This is a genomic window from Protofrankia sp. Cr2 (genome assembly GCF_963555885.1).
Taxonomy (GTDB): domain Bacteria; phylum Actinomycetota; class Actinomycetes; order Frankiales; family Frankiaceae; genus Protofrankia.
In genome coordinates, this window is sequence record NZ_CAUVXG010000001.1 from 138,180 (window position 1) to 161,538 (window position 23,359).

Below are 23,359 nucleotides of genomic sequence, written 5' to 3' on the forward strand. Positions count from 1 at the left end.
CTGCCTATGCGGTGATGCCGTACCGGTCGAGCCGGAAGCAGCGGATGGCGTTGCCACGGGCGAGCAGGTATGCCTCGTCCGCGCTGAGTCCCGCCTCCGTGACCATCTTCTCGAAGACCGCTTTCGAGTTCGGCCAGGTCGAGTCGCCGTGCGGATAGTCGGTCTCGAACATGATCTGTTCCATGCCGATGCGGTGACGCAGAGTGAGTCCAATGGAATCGTCGAACACGCACCCGTAGATCCGGTCGCGGACGTAGCTGCTCGGCGGGCGCGAGAGCCTGCCATCCAGGTTGCCGTAGACCGGTCGCTGTTCCCAGACGCTGTCGAGGCGTTCCAGGATGAACGGCATCCAACCGATCTGACCTTCACTCAATGCCACCCGCAGGTCGTGGAACCGCTCCAGCACACCGCTGGTGAGCCAGTCTGCGAACGCATGGGCCGCACCCTGGTAGGTCAGGGCGAGTGACACCGCCCGTGGGGCGTCGATCGAGGTCATCGGGAACGTGGAGGACGACCCGATGTGCAGGTTGAGGACGGTGTCGGTGTCCTCGCACGCGGCGAACAGCGGATCCCAGTGGTCGGTGTGGATGCTCGGTAGCTTCAACCGGGCCGGGTTCTCCGAGAAGCAGACCGCATGCGAGCCCTTGGCCGCGCAGCGACGAACCTCCGCCGCGGCGAGTTCGGGGTCCCACAGCGGGATCAGGGTCAACGGGATGAGCCGACCGTACGCCTCGTCGGCGCACCATTCGTCGATCATCCAGTCGTTGTAGGCACGCACGCAGGCCAAGCCCAGGTCGCGGTCTGCGCACTCGTGGAACGTCTGCCCGCAGAACCGGGGAAACGTCGGGAAGCTCAGGGCGGCCTCGGTGTGGTTGGCGTCCATGTCGGCCAGTCGGGCTGTCTTGTCGTAACAGCCTGGCCGCATGTCCTCGTAGGTCATGGCCTCCCAGTGCCGCCCGAGATAGTTCTGGTCCTTACCCGCTGCCGCGAAGCCTGGAAGGATCTCCATTTTGACGTCCCCGAACACCCAGACGTCGGCCCACAGCCCGTCTTCGGCCTCCCGCCACCCGCTGCGGGCGTGCGTCCCGAAGCGTCCCTTGAGCCGCACCAGACGGGGGCCGTCCGCCCGGAATCGCTCGGGTAGGTAGCGCTGCCACAGGTCCCCGGGTTCAAGGATGTGGTCGTCGACAGAGATGATCTTTGGCGTGCTCATCGGGCTCCTCTCAGTCGCCTCCCACAAATTAACGCACGTGTGCCAATCTAGACAACGGGTCGTTGCTGGGGTGCGGCCGCGGGTACGCGGCGCAGCAGTCCCTCCTGGATGACGGACGCCACGAGCTGTCCCGAGCGGTCGAAGACGGACCCGTTCGTCAGCCCCCGGCCGGAGCCCGCCCACGGGCTGCCCTTGTCGAAGAGCAGCCAGTCGTCCGCCCGGAAGGGGCGGTGGAACCACATGCTGTGGTCGAGGCTGGCGCCGACGACAGATCCGGTGCCGAACGCCTGGCCGTGCGGGAGCAGTGCTGACGCCAGCAGGAACAGGTCGGACGCATACGTCACGGCACTCGCATGCATCAACGGATCGTCACCGAGTGGATCGCGGCTGCGAATCCAGACCTGCAGCCCGGTGGACGGCCGGCCGCGCCGGGCCGCCAGCGGTGGTGGCTCGCCCACGAAGCGGAGATCCACCGGATGGCTGCCGAGGTAGGTGTTGTACCAGTCGTCGAGTTCGGCGCCGGCGGCGGTGAACCACGACGCCGCCGGGGGGAGTTCGTCCGGGTCGGGAACCGCCGGCGGTCGCAGCGTGTGCTCGTAGCCGTCCTCGCCCACGTGGAACGACACCGAGGCGTGCAGGATGTCGCCGCCAGCCTGGGCGGCGACCACGCGGCGCGAGCTGAACCCCCGACCGTCGCGCAGCTTCTCGACGGTGTACTCGGTGGCTGCGCCGACCGCACCCGGACGCAGGAACACGATGTGAAGGCTGTGCGCCTGCCGGTCGTCGGTGACCGTGCGGCCCGCGGCGGCCAGCGCCTGCGCGGCGAAAAGGCCTCCGAAGGTCCGGGTGGACTCGTTCTCGCGGCTACGTCCGCGGAAGACCTCTTCCCGGACGGTCTCCAGCTCGAGCAGCGGCCGCAGCGCGGACGTCAGTGCGACTCCGCCGCTGTCAGAAGCGGGGTGCGTCACGATCACACCTCTCATCCTATATATCTTTAAACTTATACTACGTTAAGACGGCGATGTCGAGGTGGCCGTGACAGGATCTGTCGACCTTCCGAGATCTCGCCTAAAGTAGTTATATTAGTATGATGATAGACGCCAGCGGGTGATCCCTGGATGATGTGGGCGCGGCTCCCCGCCGTTCCCCGGGCTCGTCTCGCCGACCTGGGCCCGGAAGGCTTGCGCGTACACCCGATCTAGTTAGAACATGTAGACGATGTTGGCTGGGCTGGTGGTGGGTCCCGGACCCGCCGACGGAGTGGGGTGCAATGGAGTTCGGGTATCCGTCGGTGGCGGAGGAGTTTCGGCTTCGTGTCCGCGCGTTCCTGGCGGCGAACCTTCCTGACGGCTGGAAGGGGATCGGCAGCCTCGGTTCCGACGAGGCCGAGGCATTCACCCGCGACTGGCGGGACCGGCTGTTTCGGGCTGGCCTGCTTGGCGTCTCCTGGCCGGCGGAGTACGGCGGCGGTGGGTTGACCAAGATCGAGCAGGTGGTCCTCATGGAGGAGCTCGCTCAGGCCGGCGCGCCGTGGGGCATCCGTAACGACACGTTCAGCATCAAAATGGTCGGCAACACGTTGCTGCGGGCCGGCACCCAGGAGCAGAAGCGCAGGTTTCTCCCGAAGATCTTGTCGGGCGAGGAGAAGTGGTGCCAGGGCTATTCGGAACCCGGCGCAGGCTCGGACCTGGCTTCTCTACGTACTCGGGCGGTCCTCGACGGCGACGAATGGGTCATTGACGGTCAGAAGATCTGGACGTCGATGGCTCACGAGGCAGACTGGATCTTCGTGCTGGCCCGTACCGACCCGGATGCGCCACGGCACCGCGGAATCTCGTTTCTGCTGGTCCCCTTGCGCCAGCCCGGGATCGAGGTACGGCCCATCCCGGCGATGAACGGCGACAGCGAGTTCAACGAGGTCTTCTTCGTCGACGCGCGCACAGCCGCGGACAACATCGTCGGGACGGTCAACGGCGGCTGGCAGGTCGCGATGACCCTGTTGGGGTACGAGCGCGGCGAGGAGGCCGCGACGAATCCGGTGCTGTTTCGCAATGAGCTCGACCGACTGCGGGACCTGGTCCGCGAGCGGGGGCTCGGCGCTGATCCGATCGTGCGGCAGCGGCTCGCCGATTGCTATGCCCGGGTCGAGGTAATGCGCTTCCTCGGCTATCGCGTGCTCACCGGCTACCTGCTGGGCGGGCCTCCAGGCCCTGAGTCGTCGATCAGCAAACTGTACTGGAGCGAATACCACAAGCTGGTCACCGATCTGAGTCTTGACGTCCTCGGCGCGGCGGGCATGGTCGCGCAGGGGCGTCGGCCGCCGCGTGCCTATCGCACGGACGACCCGGGTTCGCCGAATTCCACCGCATCCTGGATCGGCACCCTTTACAACTCCGTGGCTGGCACCATCTACGCGGGTTCGTCGCAGGTACAGCGCAACATTCTCGGCGAAACCGTCCTCGGGTTGCCCAAGGAGCCGGCGGTTGCCTCCGGTCGGGCCGGTAGCAGCGCGGCTACGGGTGATTTGAGTGGGTCTTGAAACGCGCGATTGTCGAGCCAGTGGAAGTTGTCGAGCTAACACGGAGGCGTGTGGTGAAGGTACAGGTCGAGGGAGACGCGGTGCCGCCGGAACTGCTGGTGGAGGCTGCGACGGATTATGCCTGTCTCTGTTGCGCGGGCGTCATTGAACTGTGGCGGGACTCAGGCGGCTACTGGAACGCGACCCTGGCCCATGACGAGCGCTGTCACCCGGAACGGACGGTCACCGCGTCCCGCCGGTTGGACCTTGTCGTCGCCGGCTGAGTGCGTGCCGGCTGAGGCTGTATTGGCTGAGGCCGCATTGGTTGAGGCTGTATTGGCTGAGCCGCTGTCGGTCGGTACAGAGGGCCACCGTTGGTTGTTCGAAACGTGGATAGGTTGATGCCCGTGACAGTCACCGCAGCACCCGAGGTTGTACTCTGCGACATCGACAGCGGCGTCGCCACGCTGACCCTGCACCGGCCGGAGCGAAAGAACGCCTGGACGTTAGAGATGGAGCGGGCGTTCTTCGACCTGCTCGACGCCTGCGACGACAATCCCGACGTCCGAGTCGTGCTGGTCACGGGGGCCGGTGCCAGCTTCTGCCCCGGGATGGACATGGGCTACCTCGACAGCGTCTCGCAGGGTCCGGCGGCGGAGAAGCCGGCGTGGCGGACCCGTCCGATGACCCATGTGCGGTCGTTGCGCAAGCCGACCATCGCGGTCCTCAACGGTGCCTGCGCCGGCATCGGCCTGGTCCAGGCCCTGTCGTGTGACCTGCGGTTCGCGGCGGCCGGTATCAAGATCGCACCGTCGTTCACGAGGCGGGGACTGCCGGCCGAGTTCGGCGTCAGCTGGCTGCTGACCCGCATGATCGGGCCTGCTCGGGCTGCTGACCTGCTCATCTCGAGTCGGGTTGTGGTGGCGCAGGAGGCGTTGGCGCTCGGTCTGGTCGACCGGGTGTTTCCGCCGGATGAGCTCATGCCCGCCGCCCGGGCGTATGCGGCCGATCTGGTGGCCAACTGTGCTCCGGTGGCGATGGCCGCGGTCAAGGCCCAGCTGGCGGCCGACTGGGGACGGACCCTCGCGGATGCTCAGCTCGATGCTGACGCGTTGGTCCGCGACGCCGATCGGCGGATCGACTTCCGCGAGGGGGTTGCCGCCTTCGTGGAGCGCCGGCCGCCGGACTTCCGTCCGCTGCCACCCCGCTGAACGCCAAGCGGAACCGCCGCTGAACGCCGAGCTGGGCTGGAGGTGCGGGGCAGCCGCGGCCGGGTGTTGATCTTTCGAGGTTTGTACGATCATCTGACCTCTGTTTGGCGTACAAACCTCGAAAGATCAACGGTCAAGCTGTCGGCGGACGCTCTCGATCACGTATTCCGGCCGATGGACGACATCGGGCCACGTGAAACGCAGGACCGTCCACCCGCGGCCGACGAGTTCGTTCTGTCGGTGACGGTTCCGGTACAGGGCGGTCGCACCGTTATGGGTGGCCGCGCCGTCCGCCTCGACGTCCAGCAGGCGTGACGGCCACGCGAGATCGAGCCGCGCGACGGGTACGCCGGTGACCTCGTTGCGGACCGGCCATTGCAGCTGTTCCGGTGGGATGCCGGCGTCGACCAGCAGCAGCCGGAGCCGGGTCTCCAACGGGGACTCCGAGCGCCGGTCAACCAGGCCCCAGAAGGTGTCGGCTCGCCGGCCACCGTGTCGCCCGGCCACGCCGCCTTCACCGCCGTCCACGACCCGATCACCACCAGCGGCGGGCAGCGGATCCCCGGGCTGCGTTTCACCGACCCCCGCGTCCACGCGCTGCTCTGCGCGCTCCTGGTCTTCCGCCTGCTGCCCCACGGTTTCACCAACCGGGATCTGCGCGACATTCTCGCGCCCCTGCTGGGCCGCCAGCCCGCCACCATGACCAGCGGACAGATGATCTACGACCTGCGGCGCCTGCGCCTACACGGACTCATCGAACGCATCCCCCACACCCACCGCTACCAGGTCACCAGACAGCGGCCTGCGTCACGCACTGTTCTTCACCCGTGCCTACAACCGGCTCCTGCGTACCGGCATGGCTGAACTCACCGACCCCCACAGCAGCGATCCGCCACCCCTGCGACGTGCAGCCACCGCCTACGAAACCGCCATCAACCAACTCGTCGAACACGCAGGTCTGGCAGCCTGACTCACGCCCACGAACTTGACTCGATCATGACGGCTTCGCCCGTCCAAGACCTCTAGCCTGGCAGAGCGTGAGCGATAATGCCAGTTATGATCTGGACCAGCGACTCTCTGCACGTATTCTACGGCCAATACTATCTCTGTGATGCTCGCGTCATCCCGGACCAGGAAACACTGCTCAAGGTCCACGACGAAAACTCCCTGATCAAAGCGGGACCTGGTCATCTCGTCGTGCTGTGCGGCACACACACCGGTAACGTACGTTTGACCGTCATTTTGTGTCCGGCTGAGCCTGCCCTCGGGCTTGATGCTTGGGATGCGGTAGTTGATCTCAGTCATTACAGCGCCGAGGGCGATACCTGGTTGACGGAATGGGGTGGGGAGCCACGATGGGATGCAGGACTACTCTCGCATACTGGGCCGGGCTGGTATCGTCTACGGCTAGAAGTCCGTGGCCGTGACGAGGCGATGAAATTCAATACGGTCCTTGGGGAGCCTGTTGAAGAGCATGCCATCAGCATCTGGCCCGCTCCTCCCGCTCCCGAACAAGTACATAAGATGGCGGACGATTTTGGCCGTAGACATTGGGATTCGAGTCGTCCGCCGGCACCTCCCGTTTATCCCGAGGCGGGCTCGTGAGGTTCGGTCGTGTACCGCTCAGGGTACGATCATCTCGTCCGAGGATTGAAACGATGGGAATAGACCAGATGCGTGCGGTAGCCGCTCGGGTGGGTATGATCAGATCGTTTTGATCTTCTCTGATGCTTTGAAGTCATCCAGAAACGGCGGGCTCAATAGGTCAGTGCACCACGTATGAATCAGGTCACAGATCAGATCTGATACAACGTGATGAAATGGCGGGAGACTGAGTGCGCGGCGTGGCGTTGACGGGTTTGGACCGGGAGAACATCTCTCTTGGGATAGTCGAGGGTTTGTCGGGGCCGCAGATCGCGGCGAGGTTGGGCCGTGACCGGTCCGTGGTCTTTCGAGAGATTACGCGTTGCGGTGGTCGTGATAATTACCGGGCGGTCGAGGCACAGAAGCGGGCGGCCGTCCAGGCGCTACGACCGATGCCGATGGCCCGTTCGTCCGAGGCTGCGGGGAAGTACCTGTGACCACCGGCAGCCGGGGTGGCTCTGAGCATCCGTGAGCGTCGCCGGACGGTGTTGGACATGTCTGCCGTCATCCCGGCTAGCCAAGCTGTGACTGAGCCTGGTCCGAAGCTGGCCCGCACTGGTAGGACCCGACGGTGCTGTGGGAAGTGCTGCGGGCGGGGAGATGGGCTTGGCGCGGCGGGCAGGCATCCTCCAGGCCAACCTGTCCGCCGTGATGGCTGGAGCCACTTGCATCGATGACGGCATTGCTGAACTCAGTCACTGGGGCGGCGTTACATCGTCGTGTCCGGCCATCTTCTCGATGGGCTCGACGACGATGAACTCGACGCAGTTGTCGCTCACGAACTGGGCCACGTCCGCGGCTTGCACGACGAGGTCGGCGTGCTGCTCGTCGCGGTGATCTGGGCGCTCACGGAACCCGTCGACTTTTTCGAGGCAAGATCGTATAAAGACTACTGAGTCTCCTGCTCTGTGCCACCGCCACGCTGCACCGGGACCTTTTCCGGAGGGTTGATCTACGCCAGCTCGGGGAGCCCGGGTGGTACCGGAGGGCGGCGAACGAACCGCTCGGGGTGGGCGGTGTGGGCGGGCAGTCGAGCGCGCCTATACCGGCAGGTGGACGGTATTCCGTTGGACTTCGCGCCGCTCGTCCGCGCTGAGCCCTCCCCAGACGCCGCTGTCCTGGTTGGCATCAAGAGCCCAGGCCAGGCATTCGGTGGTGACCGTGCAACGCCGGCATATGGCTTTCGCGACATCGATCTGGCTCGCGGCGGGTCCGGTCGTCCCGATCGGAAAGAAGAGTTCGGGATCCGTACCCCGGCAGAAGGCCCGGTGGCGCCAGTCCATTGTCGTACCCCCTTTTGGCAAGGCGTCGCGCCCGGATGATGGGTCGGCGCAGATGATGCTAGGCGCAGAAGCCTGCCCGTTAATCACAACATGCTGTCAATTATCGACAACAGAGCAGGGGTGCTCTGCATGCGGTGGGTGCTGAAGTCCGGGTTCCGCCTCGCCTCCGAGCCGTCGGTGCTCTCCCGCAGAGGCGGACACAGACGTCCGAGCTGGTCCGGTAGGTTGTCTGCCGCGCGTGGGCGGGCGGCCCTACCCCTGACCCAGATCTCCAAGTCGCCTCTGCGAGGACCTGCGGGCGTCCCGGGATGGATGATGCGGCTGTGGCACCCCGCGGTAGGTACGGCGCCATTGCGATGTTCGTATGACACAGAGATGCTGCTTCCTGACGGTGAGCAGTTGGCCCAGGCGGCTCGCGAAGCTGCCGCATCCGGGCAGGTGGTCTACCTGACCAACCAGGGCCACCGACTGGCTGCGCATCGCAGACCTCGTGAACCGGTACCGAAATCTGCCCCTGGGTACAGTCGACGCATCGGTCCTGGCTGGCTTTCCCATTCGCCGCATGCCGCTTGCTCCACTTCTGGAACGCATGTGGCAGCTACGCGAGAACGTCACGCCATATGACGCTGCCTACATTGCGCTCGCCGAAAAAATCGATGGCGCGGTAGTCACCTGCGACGCCAAGCTGGCTGCGACGCCAAGCTGGCTGCGGCGCCCGGAGTCAGCTGTATCATCGCCCGTCGGGCAGACTGACACTCGTGCCGTCCGTGCCGTTCTTGCCCGAACCCACCGCGTTGGCTCGGTATCTCGCGACGCTTGCGGTCGGCGAACTGACCGAGGTGCTGCGAGCGGTAAGGCTCGGCGGGCGGCCCGCGCTGACCCTGGGCGAGTTAGCCGACCGGCTGGAGTCCGCTGAACGTGTCCTCGGCTGCCTGCAGACGCTTCGCCGTGATCATCATGAGGTGATCGAGGCCGTCCTCGCGCTCGGGGTCGCGGCCCGTCCCGCCACGCTCGCCGGGCTCCTTGATGCCCGCGAGGGTTCCTGCGAGGGCGCAGCCGAGGATCAGCTCGCGGGCATTCTTGCGGATCTGCGGCGCGCGGCGTTGGTCTGGCCGGCGCAAGACGGGCGATTCGCGGTTGCCGACCCGCTGTGGCAGGTGTTTTCTGCGCCGCTCGGTACGGCGTCGAGTGTCGGCCGCGCCGTTGACGGATACATCACCTCGGATGAGTTGGCCCGGGTGGCGAGCAGGTTGGGTCTGCGGCCAGGCTCCCGCAAGGACGCGCGTATCGCGGCGCTGCGTGAGTTTTTCGGTGATCTCGACCGGATCCGCGCCCTGGTGGCGACCGCGCCGGCGGCAACCCGTGCGCTGTTGGAGCAGCTTGCCCACGGCGATCCGACGGTGGCGTTCGAGGATGACCAATACACCATGGTGGACGGGAAGTTGAACCGTTCCGAGTCGGCGCAGACCTGGGCGCGCGAGCGGTTGATACTCACCGGGGCGTACCGCAGTGTCCACCATTTGGTGGCGGAGGTATCGGTCGCGCTGCGAGGTGTGGCCTACCGCGCTCCCTTCACCGTGGAGCCACCTCGCGGTGAGACCGTGCCCATCGCGGCGGAGACGGTTGCCAGGGGCGCCGGAGCAGCACTCGTTCAAACCGTCGAACAGTGCGACGCCGCCCTGCGGGTGCTTGCGACCAGGCCACTGGTGGAGCTGAAGAAGGGCGGCATCGGCGTGAAGGAGCAGCGCCGTTTCGTCGCGGAGGCGGGCACGCCGGACGAGCGGGTGGCCCGCTTGTATGTGGAGATCGCCCAGGCGGGCGAACTGGCCGGTTACCGGGATGGCGCCTTTAGAATTACGGACCGCTATCGCGACGAGTGGATGGCGGCGGAGCCGTGGGAACGGGCGGCGTTGCTGGTGCGGTCCTGGCTGGGGCTGGTTGCGATGCCGCTGGCCCGTTCGACCGAGGCCGCGGGGGAGTACCTGTTGCCACCGACGACTGCGGTGGCCCTGACCATGCGTGACCGTCGTAGGGCGGTGCTGGAGGCGTTCGGCGCCCTCCCGGCCGGCCAGGCCGTGGCTGAGCCCGGTCCGATACTGGCCCGAGCACGCTGGTTGCGTGCCCAGCCGGGCGTCGGCGTGGCGGTCGATCGGGATCGTGCCGAGGCGGTGGTCACGGAAGCGGAGATACTAGGAGTGATCGTCGCAGGGGCACTCTCGCCGATCGGCCGGGCGTTGCTGCACCGGGACCCTTCGGTGCTGTCCGAAGCGCTGCGGGTGGCCATGCCCGAGGCCCGGACGACAGCCTTCTTCCAGACCGACCTGACCGCCGTGGTGGCTGGAGCAGCCGGCGCGTCGCTGATGGGGTTGCTGGACTCGGCGGCCGACAGGGAAGCGGCCAGTGCCTCGGTGTGGCGGTTCTCCGCGTCCAGCGTCCGCCGGGCACTCGATGCCGGGGTCACCGCCGAGGATCTGTTGAGCGCGCTGGCCGACGTCAGCGAGAAGCCCCTGCCCCAGCCCCTGGAGTACCTGGTGAGCGACGTCGGTCGACGTCACGGCGAGGCTGCTGTGGTAGCCGCGTCATGCTGTGTCGTGGTCGGTGAACCGGCGTTGTTGACCGAGCTGCTGGCCGTCAGGGACATGGCCGCGTTGGGCCTGCGCCGGGTCGCACCCACGGTCGCGGTATGCGGCGCCTCCCCCGGCAAGACACTCGGGGCGCTCCGCCTCGCCGGCTACTTCCCGACGGGGAACATTGACGGCCAGACCCTGACGGTGGCGCCCGCTGAGCCGACGTCAGCGACGTCAGCGACGTCCCGGACGAAGCGGCGCAAGCCCGTCGGGAAACCGCCGGTAGCGGGCGCCAGGCCCGCGCAGGCGACAGCGGGGCCCGCGGACCTGGTGAAACCACACGAGGGCCTGGCGCGGTCTCGCGTCCACGTGTCCGTGAACAACGTGGAGGACGTGGCGGCCGCGCTGGTCGGAACCGCGCTCGAGGCACCCATGCCGTACCTGAGCGGCAGTCGGTGGTACGAGGTCAGCGAGGCCGTTGCGCACCTGACCGTCGAGGAGGGGTACGTGCTCGCCGGGGCGCTTGCCACCGGCGCATCCCTGACGCTGGTGATCGACCATGACCCTGGTCATCCTCAGGGTCATGTCGTCGAACAACTCACTCTGGCGGGCGTCAGGCTGACCGGTTGGTGCGTCAGCCACGACGTTTCGTTCTCCGGCGCCCTCGACGACATCAGCGCAGTGCCGAACTGAGCGAAGATGCGTATGTGCGGGTGTCGGCCTGACCGGCGCCGGTAGGGTCACTCGATTGCTGGATCAGTCGATGAGCCGGCGGCGCATGTAGCGGACGGCGAGCAGCCACATCAGCCCGGCGAAGGCGACCAGCGCGCCCAGGTGCCCGAGGTCGGCGAGCGGGGCGAACCCGAACGCCGCGTCCCGCACCAGCTCGACACAGTGGTAAAGCGGGTTGAGCCGGGCGAGGACGCGGCCCCAGTACGGCAGCCCGGCTACCGGGAAGAACGTTCCGGCGACCAGGAAGAGCGGCGTCATGATGCCGGAGATGATGTAACTGAAACTGTCGAAGGACGGCACCAGCGCCGAGGTCCAGATACCGAACAGGCCGAAGCCGAGTCCGGTGAGAAAGCCGACCAGCGGGACTATCAGCATGCCGGGAACCGGATCGAGGCCGAACGCGAGCGCCACCAGCAGCGGAACACACCCGTAGACGCCGGCTCGCGCGGCAATCCACAGGGCTTCTCCGAACACGATCTCCGGTACGTCGACGGGCGCGGCCAGCACAGCACCGTAGATCTTCTGATAGGTCCGTCGGATGAATGTCTGGAACATCCCGGTGAAGGCTGACGAGAACAGTACCGCGGTCGCCACTATTCCGGTGCCGAGGAAGTCCACGTACCGGTAGCCGGCCACGACCGACACCAGCGAGCCGAACCCCCATCCGAAGGCCAGCAGGTAGATGGTGGGTTCCACGAGAGCGGAGAAGGTGGTCGACAGCCAGGACCGCCGGAACAGCGTGAGGTCATGGATGATGACTCCGGCCAGCGCCGCCGGTTCGATCCGCCGCAGTCGCGTCGACTGTGCCCCGTTGGCCCCGTTGGCCCCGTTGGCCCCGTTGGCTCCGTTGGCCCCGTTGGCCCCGTTGGCCCCGTTCATTCGACCCGCTCCCCGGTCAGGGCCACGAACACGTCCTCCAGGGTCGCCGCGCGCCGGACGCCGGCTCCGAGCCGTTCATCCAGTTCGGCGGGCATGTTCTCGGCCCGGAGCACCGAGACGGACGGCCCCGTCCGCCGGGTGGTGAAACCGGCCGCGTCCGCCTGCGCCGCAATCTCGGCGAGGTGCTCGGGCGGGCCGTAGTACTCCGCCGCGGTCCGCCCTGCGTGCGCGTCGAGGAGCCGGGCTGGCGCGTCGCGCGCGATGACCCGGCCGTGCGACATGATGGCGACGTCGTCAGCGAGCCGTTCCGCCTCTTCGATGTAGTGGGTTGACATCAGTACGGTCACCCCGCCCGTGCGTAAGCCGGCGATCAGGCTCCACAGTTCCTGGCGGACCTGCGGGTCGAGTCCCACCGTGGGCTCGTCGAGCAGGACGAGCCGGGGACGGTGGACCAGCGCCCGGGCGACCAGTAACCGCCGCCGCATCCCGCCGGAGAGGTTCGCGGTCACCGTGTCGGCGCGATCGACCAGCTCCGCGACGGCCAGCGCCCGATCGACCGCGGCCCGGCGCTCCCGGGCGGGTACCCGGTACAGCCGGGCGAACACGGCGAGGTTTTGGCGGACGGTGAGCTCGATGTCGAGGTTGTCCTCCTGTGGCACCACGCCCATCAGTGCTCTGGCCTGCTTGGATGCGCCTGGTACGTCGTAGCCGAGGACGCTGATCCGGCCGCTGTCGGCGATCGACTGGGCGGTCAGCATCCGCATCGTGGTGGACTTACCAGCGCCGTTCGGCCCGAGCAGGCCGAGACAGACCCCAGCGGGAACGTCAAGGTCAAGACCGTTCACCGCGGTCAGGTTGCCGTAGCGCTTCACCACTGCCCGCATGGAGATCGCGGGCGTCTCGGCATCGGATGGTTCCCCGCCCCCCGGCTCGGCACCGGCCGCGGTCGAGCTCACCGACTGGGAGAGGGACACCAGCTGACAGTAGCCCGCACCCGACCACCTGCCATCTTCTTTTCCGGCCGATCGGATCTTGATCAGCTGCCGATCGGATGCCCACGGCGGTCCCGGGCGCGATACTTGCCCCGCGGCCGGCGCGCGACCAGCACGAGGATCCGCCAACCGTACGTGGTTTCAGTTAACTGGACGTACCATGACATAGCTGGACGAGCCGACAGGAGTTCTCCCATGCGCAACCCGAAGGACTTCTTCGCTCCGCTCGCGGTGGGCGCGCCGGCGCCGCTGCGGGAGCTCCCGCAGCGGCTCTCCCGTGTGATCCACTTCTTCGATCCGAGTAATGCGAAGATGGCATCGAAGGTCCCGGACATCCTGCCCCGCCTCGATGTGGTGCTGGGCAACCTTGAAGACGGCGTCCGGGCCGACGCCAAGATCGCCGCCCGTGAGGGTCTGGCGAAACTCGCCGCCGCCACGGAGTTCGGTGACACCCAGCTGTGGACGCGGGTGAACAGCCTGGACTCGCCGTGGGGTCTTGATGACCTGCTGACCCTCGTCCCGGCGATCGGCCACAAACTGGATGTCATCATGGTGCCCAAAGTCGAGGGCGCGGAAGACATCCACTACGTCGACCGCCTGCTCGCCCAGCTCGAGGCGAAGGCGGGGCTCACCCGTCCGCTGCTCGTCCACGCGATCCTGGAGACCGCGCGCGGCGTCGCCAACGTCGAGGAGATCGCCGGGGCGAGCCCGCGGATGCAGGGCCTGTCGCTCGGGCCGGCAGATCTCGCTGCGGACCGGCGGATGAAGACGACCAGGGTCGGCGGCGGGCATCCGGGATACCTCGTCCGCCAGGACCCGTCGGCGACCGATCCGGACGCGCCGCGCGCCACCTACCAGCAGGATCTGTGGCATTACACCCTTGCCCGGATGGTGGACGCCTGCGCGGCCAACGGGATCCTGCCGTACTACGGGCCGTTCGGTGACATAAAGGACGTCGTGGCCTGCGAGGACCAGTTCCGCAACGCGTTCCTGCTCGGCTGCGTCGGCGCATGGAGCCTGCATCCGGTGCAGATCGACATCGCGAAGCGGGTCTTCAGCCCGGAGCCCGCAGATGTCGCCTGGGCTCGACATGTGATCGATACGATGGGTGACGGGACTGGCGCAATCATGGTGGACGGCAAGATGCAGGACGACGCCTCGGTCAAGCAGTGCAAGGTCGTCCTGGACCTCGCGCGGACCCTGGCCGCGCGTGACCCGCACCTGGCTGTGGCCTATGGCTTCGCCGGCCTGGTTGACCCGGCCGGGCAGGACGCCCGATGAGCACCTCGCCAGGAACCTCGCCGAGCACATCGGCCGGCGCCGGGGCGCTCGCCTACCGGCCGCGTCGGTCCGTCCTGTACATGCCCGCGGCGAACGAGCGGGCGTTGGAGAAGGCGCGCGCCATCCCGGCGGACGCGCTGATTCTCGACCTGGAGGACGCCGTCGCCCCGGACGCCAAGGACGCCGCCCGGGAACGGGCCTGCGCGAAGGTCGCCGAACGGGCCTACGGCGGGCGCGAGGTGACCATCCGCGTCAACGCTCTGGACACGCGTTGGCACGCCGACGATCTGCGTGCCGCGGCGGCGGCCGGTCCGGACGCGGTGGTCGTGCCGAAGATCTCCTGCGCCCAGGACGTGCATGCCGTCGAGAAGAGCCTCCAGGCCGCGGGCGCGCCCGACCACACCAGGATCTGGGCGATGGTCGAGACCCCGGTCGCGATGCTGCACGCCGAGGAGATCGCCCGAGCCTCGCAGCGGCTTGCCGTTCTGGTGATGGGCACCAACGACCTGGCCAACGAACTGCACGCCGAGCACGTCCCCGGCCGGGCGCCGCTGCTGCCCGGGCTCGGGCTGTGCCTGCTCGCGGCCCGTGCCGCCGGGGTGGCCATCCTGGACGGGGTTTTCAACGACATCCGCGACCTCGCTGGGTTCGAGGCGGAGTGCCTGCAGGGGCGGCAGCTGGGCTTCGACGGTAAGACGTTGATCCACCCGGGGCAGGTCGAGCCCTGCAACCGGGCGTTCGCGCCCACCGACGTCCAGACCGAGGAGTCCAGGAACATCGTCGCGGTCTGGGAGGAGGCGTTGGCCGCTGGCCGCGGTGTCGCCACCGTGAACGGCCGGATGATCGAAAACCTGCACGTGGACAACGCCCGGCGCATCATCGCGGTCAGCCAGGCCATCGAGGAACTCGACCGGGAGGCCGCCGCCCGCGCGGCTTCGCAGTAGCGCACTCACGGGCTGACCTCGTTGTGGTGCGGTTGGGCGACGGTGACCAGCATTGCGATCGCGGTTCACCTTCGCAGAAACAAATGCACAACGTACGTAAAATATTACTTTGAGTCAGAAATGGAGGGTGGAGGTCCGAAGTCGGACATCATATAGCGCTACTGTAATTACAGTACGTCGCGTGGTGTCATGTGTTGGCGATGTTGTTGCCAGCGATGGAACCGGAGGCTGACATCCACCTGCCACGGTGTCGGGCGCAACATGGAAGATGCTGTGGTGGCGCATATCGTTCCGGGATTCACCTTCCGGCCAGTTCGTAACACCGACGGCGACGCGATCCGTCCGATCGGTCTTGTTCTGCACGTCCAGCAGGGCAACGGAGGCCTGTTCGGCTGGTTCGACAACCCCGCCTCCCAGGTGTCGTCCACGCTGTGGGCCGGCAAGGCGGGACAACGCGAGCAGTACGTTCCCTCGGATGTCCGGGCGTGGGCGCAGGTTGCCGGCAATGCCGAGTACGACTCGATCGAGACCGAGGGTTTCGACACCGAGCCGCTGACCGACTTGCAGATCGAGACCGTCGCGCAGGCATACGCGGACGGAGCGCAGACCTTCGGCTGGGCGCTGGCCGTCACCCACACCCCGGGCAGCTCGGGGCTGATCCTGCATTCGGACGGGGGTGCCGCCTGGGGTGGCCATTTCGGCTGCCCGGGGACGCTGCGCGCGGCGTCCGCGGAACGGATCATCGCCAGAGCGACGGAGATCGTGAGAGGGTCGCAACCCGTCGCCGCCGTCATCCCTGTCGCCGGCACCGGTGGTGGGGGCGGGGGCACCGCAACGGAGGCGAGCGGACGATCGCGGGCACGGGTGCAGGCCCTGCAGCGGGCCGTACATGTGGCCGCGGACGGCATCTGGGGGCGGGTGACCGACGCCGCCATCCAGGCTGTCCGGGCGAACCGCCACACCCGCGCGGAGCAGGCTGCGGTCGGCACGACCGTGGACGGCATCTGGGGCCCGCGCTCGCAGGCTGCGTACATCGCGACAGTGCGGGCGATCCAGGCAGCTCTCGGCGTCGGTGTCGACGGCGTCTGGGGACCGGTGACCGACCGGGCGTTCGTCGCCGCACGGAGCGCCGGCTTCACCGGTTAGGGCCGGTTCGGCGGATACCGGTCTCGACACTGGTCTTGATATTGGTCGACGTCGTCGTGCTGATCCCATTCGGCGACGAGCGCATCCCAGGTGAAGTACCGCGCCACCGCGTAGGCCGGCGACACGACGCCCTGGGGGTCGAGCACGGCCACCGGGTATCCCAGCTGTGCGCGGTATCCGCGTTCGGTGACGATGAGCCGTCCACCGAGCCGGGCCGCGCCCACGACAATGGGTCGTGATGTCCATGTCGGGGCGTCGGCGTCGGCCAGTTCCCGCGCTGAGAGCCACGCGTACAGCCCGCAGACACAGGTCTCGCTGGGCATCCTCGGGTGTGGCGCCCTGGGGACCTGCAACATCGGGCTGCTGAGGTCGTCACGCTGTGCCCGCAGGCACAGTGCCCTGGTAATGCCGTCAGGGCGCCACAGCAGCAGGTCGGACGGGAACGGCGACCATGGCGTCCAGGCCGGCCGGAGCCGGCCGTGGGCATCCACCGCCCACTGGCGCCACCCGATGACGCTCATGTGCCTGCCGGTACGGGTTCGGGCTCGGCTTCGGGTCCGGCCGGCGCGGGAACCGCGAGCGGTTCTTCGTCCGGCCAGCTGATCGGTTCGTCTTCCACGATGCGTACCGGCTCACCTACGTTTGCCATTCACCTACGGTCCCTCCGCCGGGCGTGTCGGTCAATCTCCAGCCACGACCTGTCCACTGAGTGCCCGCGATGGGCCCGCGATGGGCCCGGCTGTCAGTGCAGGCGCAGAATCTGCAGGCCGTGGTCGGCCAGCAGACTCGGCAGACGGTGGACGGTCGCGGTCGCCTTGGCACGCTGGTCGGGTGACAGGTCGGTCCAGTCGCGCAGCAGGTTGTGCTGTTTGCGGCTGTCATCACGAACCGGGGCGAAGGTCCATCCCCCACGTCGTCGCTCCGCACACCAGCGCTCGTGTTCGAACCGGGCGAGCATGTCCGTCTCGGCGGCGGTGAAGGCGAAATCGGTTGTCGGGAGGGTCATCGGGATGACGACCGCGTTGACCGCGTTGAGTTTGGTACCGATTCCTTCGGCCTGGCTTTGGTTTGCCGCCCGCAGGTCCGCGCGTAGGGTCTCCCACGGCTGCATCGAGTCGGTGTCGCCGACTGTGGCGCCTTTTTCCTGTTCATCGACCAGGTACTGGCCGTGAATGGCGCGGGCCAGGGCCGTCAGCGTGTCATTGTGCAGCTCGCTCGGTTCCGCAGCCTCGCTCATGACTGCGAACATCCGCACCTCCCCCGGCCCGGGATCGAGTAGATGGGGATTGAGCAGGTCGCCGAGAGCGGTTCGTTGCCCGACACAGACCGTCACGGTCTGCCCGGTGCCCGCGGCACCGCGGACCATGTTCAGCCCTCTGCGCAGCGCGGCATCCTCGTCCTGGTCGCAGAGAACCAGGTGCCGTATATCTGGTATTGCCGGAGTACCTACTGTAACCGGTATGGGAATTTCCCATGGAATCGTCGCGAGATCGACGCTCTGCGCGGGCTCGTCCCTCGCCCGGGGCGCACAGTGCGCGTCGACCGGCCGGTAGCGCTGTCGAATCTCACTGAGCTGGGACGAGGCGTTCGTGTCGATGAGAACCAGCGGGAGCGGCGGACCGCCGGCACGGACCCGCCACAGCCTGGCCAGTTCCACGACGAACGCGCGACCGAACGGGCCCAGGCCGACGACCGCGATCGACGGCACCGGATCGTCGGAACCAAGATGGGGCTCCAGGATGCGGGCGGCGAGCGTGCGCGCGGCCAGCTCTTCCGGTGTGAAGAAATCCAGCCGGAACGTCGATGCCGATGACAGCCCCACCCGGCGTGCCTTCAGCGCGAGCGCCAGTTCACCGTCGGCAAGCCGTGCATAGCACGCGAGTGGCTCGTCCCGGTCGGGTTCCTGCTCGGCGAGCGCGCCCACGGCAGCCACCGCCGCGGCGGTGGCTGCGCTGTCCGGCAGACAGGCGTACACGGTGGCCGCTCGGGGCACGCCCGCGGCACGCAGCACGGCCTGGTCCCACGCGTCGCCGATGACGACGAGCGCCGTGCTCTGGGCGAGCCCCTCGGCGCGGGCCAGGTCGGGTTCGGCGCTGATGACGACCACTTGGACGCCTTCGGCCCGAAGGCGGTGGACGAGTGTCATCGCGAACAGGTCGTCGCCGATGACGACCGCGTGGTCCCGGGCCCGGCGGGCCGTCCGCCGGTGACGCCGGTCGGTGAGCAGGTTCCACACGGATACAGCCACGCCGTACGCGGTCGCGAGCGGAGCCAGGAAACGGGCGAACTCCAACGGCAGCGGGAAGGGGCCGCCGTTCTGCAGGGGTTCGGCACCCAACAGGAACAGCTGTGCGTCGAAGTAGACGACATCCGCGGCGGTATAGCCGCACGGCGCTGAAGCCGGTGGCGGGCACTGGTCGGCGGGTCTGCTCAGCTGCGCCAGACCCCACACACCCAGGAGCGCCGCCACCGCAAACAGAACGCAGAACGCCGGCCATAGAACACGACCGGCCTGCCGTTGTTCTGTCTGTGTTGTCACCACAGCGACACCGTAGCGAGGAGTGCGGTCTCGCGATCTACGCACCCCGGCCCTGCTCCTTTATCCACGGCCCTGTTGCCGGGCGCTCTTCGTTCGTCCCGACGGCCTGTTCACGTCACGCTGCTGGGTCAGCGATCTGCTGGGTCAGCGAGCTGGTCGGTGTAATCGGCGAGGATGTCACCGAACACCCCTGCGTCGCCCTGGCGGTTCCAGAACGCGGTGGCGGCCTGAACCGCGTCCGCGCCGGCGTGCAGGAAGTCGACGACGTCGCGTCCATCGGTCACCCCGCCCACTCCGATCAGCTCGACCGCCTCGGGCAACAGACCCCGCAGCTGCCGTACCTGGCCCAGCGCCACGGGCATGAGTGCGGGTCCACCAAGCCCGGCCAACTCGACATCGATGACCGGACGGTTCGCCTGGGTCAGAGCGAGGGCGTTGGGAAAGGTGTTGACCGCGCAGACGAACCGCGGCCCGGACGGCTCGCGGGACAGCGTCCCGACGAGATCGGCGAGTTCGGCCAGGCCGGCCGGGTCCGAGAACGGCGAAATCTTGATGCCGAAGGGCACTGGCCGATGCTTGCCTGGACGCGTGCCGACGAGGGCTTCGAGTGCCTGGCCGACCTGGATGCAGATGGATCTGGTCTGACCGCTGTCAAAGCAGGCGATGCGTTTCTGCGTGCCGCCGTCCCACACGTTCGGGCAGGCCAGGTTGAGTTCGATGATATCGGCGCCGGTCAACGCCACATCATGCGCCGCGCGGGCGTATTCCGGTGCGCTGAATCCCGCGATGCTGACGATCAGCGGCTTGCCGGCGTCGTGCGCGAACGACACCATTTTCGGCAGGTGCTCACGATAATATTCAAGCCCCGGGTTCGGTAGGCCGAGCGCATTGAGCGAGAAGAAATCCCCGGTATGGTAGACATTACCACCGTTGCCGGTGCGGGCCTGTTGGGTGATGGAACCGACGACGACCGCCGCCACCGCGGATCGGGCCAGTGTTTCGACCTCGTCGAGGCTCTTGCAGGTACCGGCGGCGTTCATGAGCGGATGCTCAAGCTCGATGCCGCAGAGGGTGGTCATGATGACAGTCTTCTCTTCCTGATGCGCGCCCGCCCGGTTACCCTCCACCGGGTGCCGTAGGTAGTGACTCCGGCGCCTTCTGTCTTCGGCGGAGAGCTGTGCATGACCGGCATTCGATGCCGGGCGCGGGTTTACTTCGCCGGGGGCTGTCGATGAAGACAGGGCGGGCCATGGACCGGCCGGCGCCGGATCGAAGGAGAGGGCTGACGATGACGAGCGGCGGAACGGAATTCAGCGACGTTGCCTATGATTTGATTTCCGTGCAGTACCACGCCCTGCGGGGTTGCCACGAATATGAACGATTTGCCCGGGACGCGGAGAACGACGACCAGCGGGATATCGCCGGATTCTTCCGCGATATCATGAAGCAGGACGCCGAGCGCGCGGCGGCCTGCCACCGCTACCTGTCGCGGCTGTCGGGCAGGTCCCCGGCCGGCTCGGGCGTCCGTTGAGGCTTGTCGCCAGGAAGGCTCGTTGCCAGGAAGGCTCGTTGCCAGCGGGCCGACCGGGGGTGGGTTGATCAGAAGCGGACGGTTTCGACGTCCTCGCCTCCGTGTAGCGCCCGCCAGAGATCGCCAACCGAGTTGTACCGCTGCCGTTTGGGCAAGGTGAGGAGCGAATTGACCAGCTGGTCCGGGGCGTTGCGGCTGCGCAGGCTGTGCATGAGCTGAGCCGCGCGAGCGGGGAAGTCGTGCCGATCGAACCACCGCGCGAGCTCGGCTCGGGCATCCGCGGCCGTGTTTGCGCCGGCGGTGCGATCGGCGCCTGAGGTGTCCGGCATGAGGGCCACCTGAGGCTGGTCCTCTCCCGGAGGTTCTGCGGAGCGCCACTCCTCGGTGCGAGTCTCCCGGCGTGCCCGGACGATCCCGTCCACCTCGTGGGCAAGGTTGTCGTCCCTGATCGGACCGTGTTTGGTGCTTCCGCGCTGCATAGGCTTGGTCAACTCCTCTTCGCTGCCGACCGGTCCACGCCCCTGTTGCCGGGCGCTCTTATCGACTGATTCTGATCAACCTGCCGCCGATCGCCGGGTCGTCCGGAGATGGATTCATGTCGATGGTCGTGCCGGGGGCCGTACCGAGGCCGCACGGCGACCGGGGATCGGGGACCGGTGGAGGCAGATCAGATCCTGGTAGGGGGCCGGGAACGTCCGGTCCTGGCTCGCGTCCCGGTATGTCGGGTGCTGGGCCGGGATCGGGGATGTCGGGCCCCGGTATGGGCGTGTCCGGCCAGGGGCCAGGCTTCGGGACGTCCGGCCCGGGTGTCGGTTCTGGTCCCGGCGTCGGGTCGAGCGGTGTCGGGTCGAGCGGCGTCGGCGCGAGTGCGCTCCGTACCAGACCGTCGCCGTACACCACGACCATGGTCACGATGCGTCCTCCCTTCACGATTCGTCCTCCTTGTTGAGGCGACCGGAGGTTGGTCACGTGGGTCGTGTTGACTCCTCCCACCTTCCACGGAAACGACACTTTGAATCACCTGACCCATAGAGCGACCGGCAAGTAGGGGACGCGGCGTCGCGGGGCCGGGGCACGCACCCCAGCCCCGCTCCTTCATCCACACCCCTATTGCCGGTCGCTCATAGTGGTTAAAATCTTGTGCCCCGTAAGCGATGTCCGGGTAGGGGCGCATGAAAAGGTCGCCCTTCGAGGTGTGCCGAGCATGGTCGAGGGGGATGGGAAGGACAGGACGGCGCCGACGGTCGCACGCTGGTGGTGGCTTCCTTCGCGTCCGGAGAAACCCGGGCCGTACCCGTTGGTCGGGCTTATTCGGTATCGACCAATATAGCGATCTTCAATCATATTTAGACCATATTTCACCCACAACATGACGGGCTGGTCGTCGGAGGTCTCGAGTCGTGACGTTCGGGACGCTGACCAGGGGTCCAGACCCGGGAGGTGAGCGTCGATGACGGACGTACTCAGCGTCGTCAGCGCACCGCCGGTAACGGTGGAGCGGACCAGGACGATTCGGGACGCGGCGCAGGAGATGGACCGCCACGGGGTGGGTGCCCTTCTCGTCACGGACCATGAGCGTCTGGTCGGAATTGTGACTGATCGGGATATCGTGTTGCGCGGTCTCGCCCGTGACATCCCGGTGGAGACCTCTGTCGGGCAGGTGATGACGACCGACGTCCTCACCTTGTCGGTGGGTGTGGAACTGGCGCGTGCGTACGAGGTGTTCCGAGACCATGCTCTGCGCCGGCTGCCGGTCCTTGACGGCGACCAGATCGTCGGCGTTCTGTCCGTCGACGATCTCCTGATTCGGGACGCGCGGCGGATCGAGGATCTGATCCGGCCGCTCGCCCAGGAGGTCATCGCCCGCCATCGCCGGACCCCGGTCGCTGGGGTGGGCGCAGGCGCTTACGGCGGTGACAGCGCCACCACCGCATCGCGTCGGCTGGTCCGGGCACACCCGGGTGACACGCTGGTCATTCACGGGCGGACGCTGGGTCGGCCGGACAGGTTCGGCGAGATCATCGAAGTGCGATCCCCGTCCGGTGATCCGCCGTTCCTGGTCAGTTGGTCTGACTCGGAGCACGTCACCTTCACCTACCCCGGTCCCGATGCTGAGGTGCGTCCGCGTGTCCCCGAGGAGGCTGCCGCCACCGGTGGTCAGGCCGCTAGTGGTCGCGGTCGCGGTCGCGATCGCAGTACCGGCAGCGGTAACGGTGACGGCAGGGGGTGACGGTGCCCGAATTGTTCGTTGACCGACGGTCGGCCGGCCGGGCTCTGGCCGAGTCCCTGGCCGGCCACACCGACCGCGGTGATGTCATCGTCCTCGCACTGCCCCGGGGGGGAGTGCCGGTCGCCTTCGAGGTCGCCCAGCGGTTGCGGGCGCCCATGGACGTCTTCCTCGTCCGCAAGCTCGGTGCGCCCGGTCATGCCGAGCTTGCGATGGGGGCACTGGCAACCGGTGGGACGCTGGTACGCAACGACCAGGTGATTCGCGGTCTCGGTATCGGCGAGGAGATGATCGACCGGGTGGTGGACGCCGAGCGCCGTGAGCTTGACCGGCGGGAACATGCCTACCGCGACGACCGGGCGCCCCTCGACGTCACTGGTCGTGTCGTCCTGCTGGTCGATGACGGTATGGCCACCGGGGCCACGATGCGCGCCGCGATCGACGCGGTCCGCCGGCACAGGCCGGCCCGAGTGATCGTGGCTGTTCCGGTCGCCTCCGAGCGTGCCTGCCAGCAGATGCGGCTCATCGCGGACGGGGTCGTCTGTCTCAGCACGCCGTCGACCTTCTTCGCTGTCGGTCAGTACTACGCCGACTTCGCCCAGACGACCGACGATGAGGTCCGCGAGCTGCTCGGTCTCGCTCTGGCTTGATG

24 protein-coding genes are annotated in these 23,359 nt (G+C 67.4%); 14 read left to right on the plus strand and 10 right to left on the minus strand.

The window, feature by feature from the left end:
- Positions 1-4: 4 nt before the first annotated feature.
- Both U9978_RS00550 and U9978_RS00555 read right to left on the minus strand, forming a co-directional pair.
- On the minus strand, positions 5-1,213 hold the full coding sequence (locus U9978_RS00550; protein WP_322759021.1) for an amidohydrolase family protein: 1,209 nt from the start codon (positions 1,211-1,213) through the stop codon (positions 5-7).
- Between the two features lie 47 nt (positions 1,214-1,260).
- The gene (locus tag U9978_RS00555; RefSeq protein WP_322759022.1) at positions 1,261-2,181 is read right to left on the minus strand and encodes an acyl-CoA thioesterase II; all 921 of its coding nucleotides are present in this window, start codon (positions 2,179-2,181) and stop codon (positions 1,261-1,263) included.
- A 302-nt stretch (positions 2,182-2,483) separates the two neighbouring features.
- Here U9978_RS00555 and U9978_RS00560 point away from each other — a divergent pair, with 302 nt between their 5' ends.
- The 3 genes from U9978_RS00560 to U9978_RS00570 all read left to right on the plus strand — a co-directional run bounded on the left by U9978_RS00560 (position 2,484) and on the right by U9978_RS00570 (position 4,942).
- The gene (locus U9978_RS00560) at positions 2,484-3,752 is read left to right on the plus strand and encodes an acyl-CoA dehydrogenase family protein (RefSeq protein WP_322759023.1); all 1,269 of its coding nucleotides are present in this window, start codon (positions 2,484-2,486) and stop codon (positions 3,750-3,752) included.
- Between the two features lie 53 nt (positions 3,753-3,805).
- Positions 3,806-4,015 carry a hypothetical protein gene (locus tag U9978_RS00565; protein ID WP_322759024.1) on the plus strand — a complete coding sequence of 70 codons (210 nt, stop codon included), beginning with the start codon at positions 3,806-3,808 and terminating at the stop codon, positions 4,013-4,015.
- 117 nt (positions 4,016-4,132) lie between these two features.
- Positions 4,133-4,942, plus strand: coding sequence for an enoyl-CoA hydratase-related protein (locus U9978_RS00570; protein WP_416210800.1), 810 nt, complete (start codon positions 4,133-4,135; stop codon positions 4,940-4,942).
- A 126-nt stretch (positions 4,943-5,068) separates the two neighbouring features.
- Here the strand turns inward: U9978_RS00570 and U9978_RS00575 are convergent, their stop codons facing one another.
- On the minus strand, positions 5,069-5,449 hold the full coding sequence (locus tag U9978_RS00575; RefSeq protein ID WP_322759026.1) for an endonuclease domain-containing protein: 381 nt from the start codon (positions 5,447-5,449) through the stop codon (positions 5,069-5,071).
- Here U9978_RS00575 and U9978_RS00580 point away from each other — a divergent pair.
- From U9978_RS00580 to U9978_RS00595, 4 genes are all read left to right on the plus strand, one after another.
- Complete coding sequence (locus U9978_RS00580) at positions 5,435-5,806, plus strand: hypothetical protein (protein ID WP_322759027.1); 372 nt, start codon at positions 5,435-5,437, stop codon at positions 5,804-5,806. The two genes, U9978_RS00575 and U9978_RS00580, sit on opposite strands and share 15 nt — an antisense overlap.
- 183 nt (positions 5,807-5,989) lie before the next feature.
- The gene (locus U9978_RS00585; RefSeq protein ID WP_322759028.1) at positions 5,990-6,547 is read left to right on the plus strand and encodes a hypothetical protein; all 558 of its coding nucleotides are present in this window, start codon (positions 5,990-5,992) and stop codon (positions 6,545-6,547) included.
- A 239-nt stretch (positions 6,548-6,786) separates the two neighbouring features.
- Positions 6,787-7,023 carry a helix-turn-helix domain-containing protein gene (locus U9978_RS00590; RefSeq protein ID WP_322759029.1) on the plus strand — a complete coding sequence of 79 codons (237 nt, stop codon included), beginning with the start codon at positions 6,787-6,789 and terminating at the stop codon, positions 7,021-7,023.
- Between the two features lie 282 nt (positions 7,024-7,305).
- Positions 7,306-7,482 (plus strand): M48 family metalloprotease, encoded by a 177-nt coding sequence (locus U9978_RS00595; RefSeq protein ID WP_322759030.1) that lies wholly within the window; start codon positions 7,306-7,308, stop codon positions 7,480-7,482.
- 144 nt (positions 7,483-7,626) lie between these two features.
- Here U9978_RS00595 and U9978_RS00600 read toward each other — a convergent pair whose 3' ends face one another.
- Positions 7,627-7,869 (minus strand): WhiB family transcriptional regulator, encoded by a 243-nt coding sequence (locus U9978_RS00600; RefSeq protein WP_322759031.1) that lies wholly within the window; start codon positions 7,867-7,869, stop codon positions 7,627-7,629.
- A gap of 767 nt (positions 7,870-8,636) precedes the next feature.
- Here U9978_RS00600 and U9978_RS00605 point away from each other — a divergent pair.
- Positions 8,637-11,129 (plus strand): helicase-associated domain-containing protein, encoded by a 2,493-nt coding sequence (locus tag U9978_RS00605; RefSeq protein WP_322759032.1) that lies wholly within the window; start codon positions 8,637-8,639, stop codon positions 11,127-11,129.
- A gap of 63 nt (positions 11,130-11,192) precedes the next feature.
- Here the strand turns inward: U9978_RS00605 and U9978_RS00610 are convergent, their stop codons facing one another.
- Both U9978_RS00610 and U9978_RS00615 read right to left on the minus strand, forming a co-directional pair.
- Positions 11,193-11,960, minus strand: coding sequence for an ABC transporter permease (locus tag U9978_RS00610; RefSeq protein ID WP_416210810.1), 768 nt, complete (start codon positions 11,958-11,960; stop codon positions 11,193-11,195).
- An 83-nt stretch (positions 11,961-12,043) separates the two neighbouring features.
- Entirely contained in the window at positions 12,044-12,931 is an 888-nt protein-coding gene (locus tag U9978_RS00615; protein ID WP_416210811.1) for an ABC transporter ATP-binding protein, read from the minus strand.
- A gap of 303 nt (positions 12,932-13,234) precedes the next feature.
- Between U9978_RS00615 and U9978_RS00620 the strand changes: the two genes are divergently transcribed.
- From U9978_RS00620 to U9978_RS00630, 3 genes are all read left to right on the plus strand, one after another.
- Positions 13,235-14,320 (plus strand): CoA ester lyase, encoded by a 1,086-nt coding sequence (locus U9978_RS00620; protein ID WP_322759035.1) that lies wholly within the window; start codon positions 13,235-13,237, stop codon positions 14,318-14,320.
- Positions 14,317-15,264, plus strand: coding sequence for a CoA ester lyase (locus U9978_RS00625; protein ID WP_322759036.1), 948 nt, complete (start codon positions 14,317-14,319; stop codon positions 15,262-15,264). Before U9978_RS00620 ends, U9978_RS00625 begins: the two co-directional genes overlap by 4 nt.
- Positions 15,265-15,540: 276 nt before the next feature.
- Positions 15,541-16,410: an N-acetylmuramoyl-L-alanine amidase gene (locus U9978_RS00630; protein ID WP_322759037.1), complete on the plus strand. Its 870-nt coding sequence runs from the start codon at positions 15,541-15,543 to the stop codon at positions 16,408-16,410.
- Here the strand turns inward: U9978_RS00630 and U9978_RS00635 are convergent.
- The 3 genes from U9978_RS00635 to U9978_RS00645 all read right to left on the minus strand — a co-directional run bounded on the left by U9978_RS00635 (position 16,407) and on the right by U9978_RS00645 (position 20,028).
- The gene (locus U9978_RS00635; protein ID WP_322759038.1) at positions 16,407-16,931 is read right to left on the minus strand and encodes a hypothetical protein; all 525 of its coding nucleotides are present in this window, start codon (positions 16,929-16,931) and stop codon (positions 16,407-16,409) included. The genes U9978_RS00630 and U9978_RS00635 overlap by 4 nt on opposite strands.
- Positions 16,932-17,152: 221 nt before the next feature.
- Positions 17,153-18,949: an NAD-binding protein gene (locus U9978_RS00640; RefSeq protein WP_322759039.1), complete on the minus strand. Its 1,797-nt coding sequence runs from the start codon at positions 18,947-18,949 to the stop codon at positions 17,153-17,155.
- 128 nt (positions 18,950-19,077) lie between these two features.
- Positions 19,078-20,028, minus strand: a complete 951-nt coding sequence (locus U9978_RS00645) for a dihydroorotate dehydrogenase (RefSeq protein ID WP_322759040.1) — start codon at positions 20,026-20,028, stop codon at positions 19,078-19,080.
- Positions 20,029-20,237: 209 nt separating this feature from the next.
- Between U9978_RS00645 and U9978_RS00650 the strand changes: the two genes are divergently transcribed.
- Positions 20,238-20,480 carry an acyl carrier protein gene (locus U9978_RS00650; RefSeq protein WP_322759041.1) on the plus strand — a complete coding sequence of 81 codons (243 nt, stop codon included), beginning with the start codon at positions 20,238-20,240 and terminating at the stop codon, positions 20,478-20,480.
- A gap of 68 nt (positions 20,481-20,548) precedes the next feature.
- Here the strand turns inward: U9978_RS00650 and U9978_RS00655 are convergent, their stop codons facing one another.
- The gene (locus U9978_RS00655) at positions 20,549-20,959 is read right to left on the minus strand and encodes a DUF2795 domain-containing protein (RefSeq protein WP_322759042.1); all 411 of its coding nucleotides are present in this window, start codon (positions 20,957-20,959) and stop codon (positions 20,549-20,551) included.
- A 971-nt stretch (positions 20,960-21,930) separates the two neighbouring features.
- Between U9978_RS00655 and U9978_RS00660 the strand changes: the two genes are divergently transcribed.
- Positions 21,931-22,710, plus strand: a complete 780-nt coding sequence (locus U9978_RS00660) for a DUF1918 domain-containing protein (protein ID WP_322759043.1) — start codon at positions 21,931-21,933, stop codon at positions 22,708-22,710.
- Positions 22,707-23,357 carry a phosphoribosyltransferase gene (locus U9978_RS00665; protein WP_322759044.1) on the plus strand — a complete coding sequence of 217 codons (651 nt, stop codon included), beginning with the start codon at positions 22,707-22,709 and terminating at the stop codon, positions 23,355-23,357. Before U9978_RS00660 ends, U9978_RS00665 begins: the two co-directional genes overlap by 4 nt.
- The last annotated feature ends 2 nt before the right edge of the window (positions 23,358-23,359 follow it).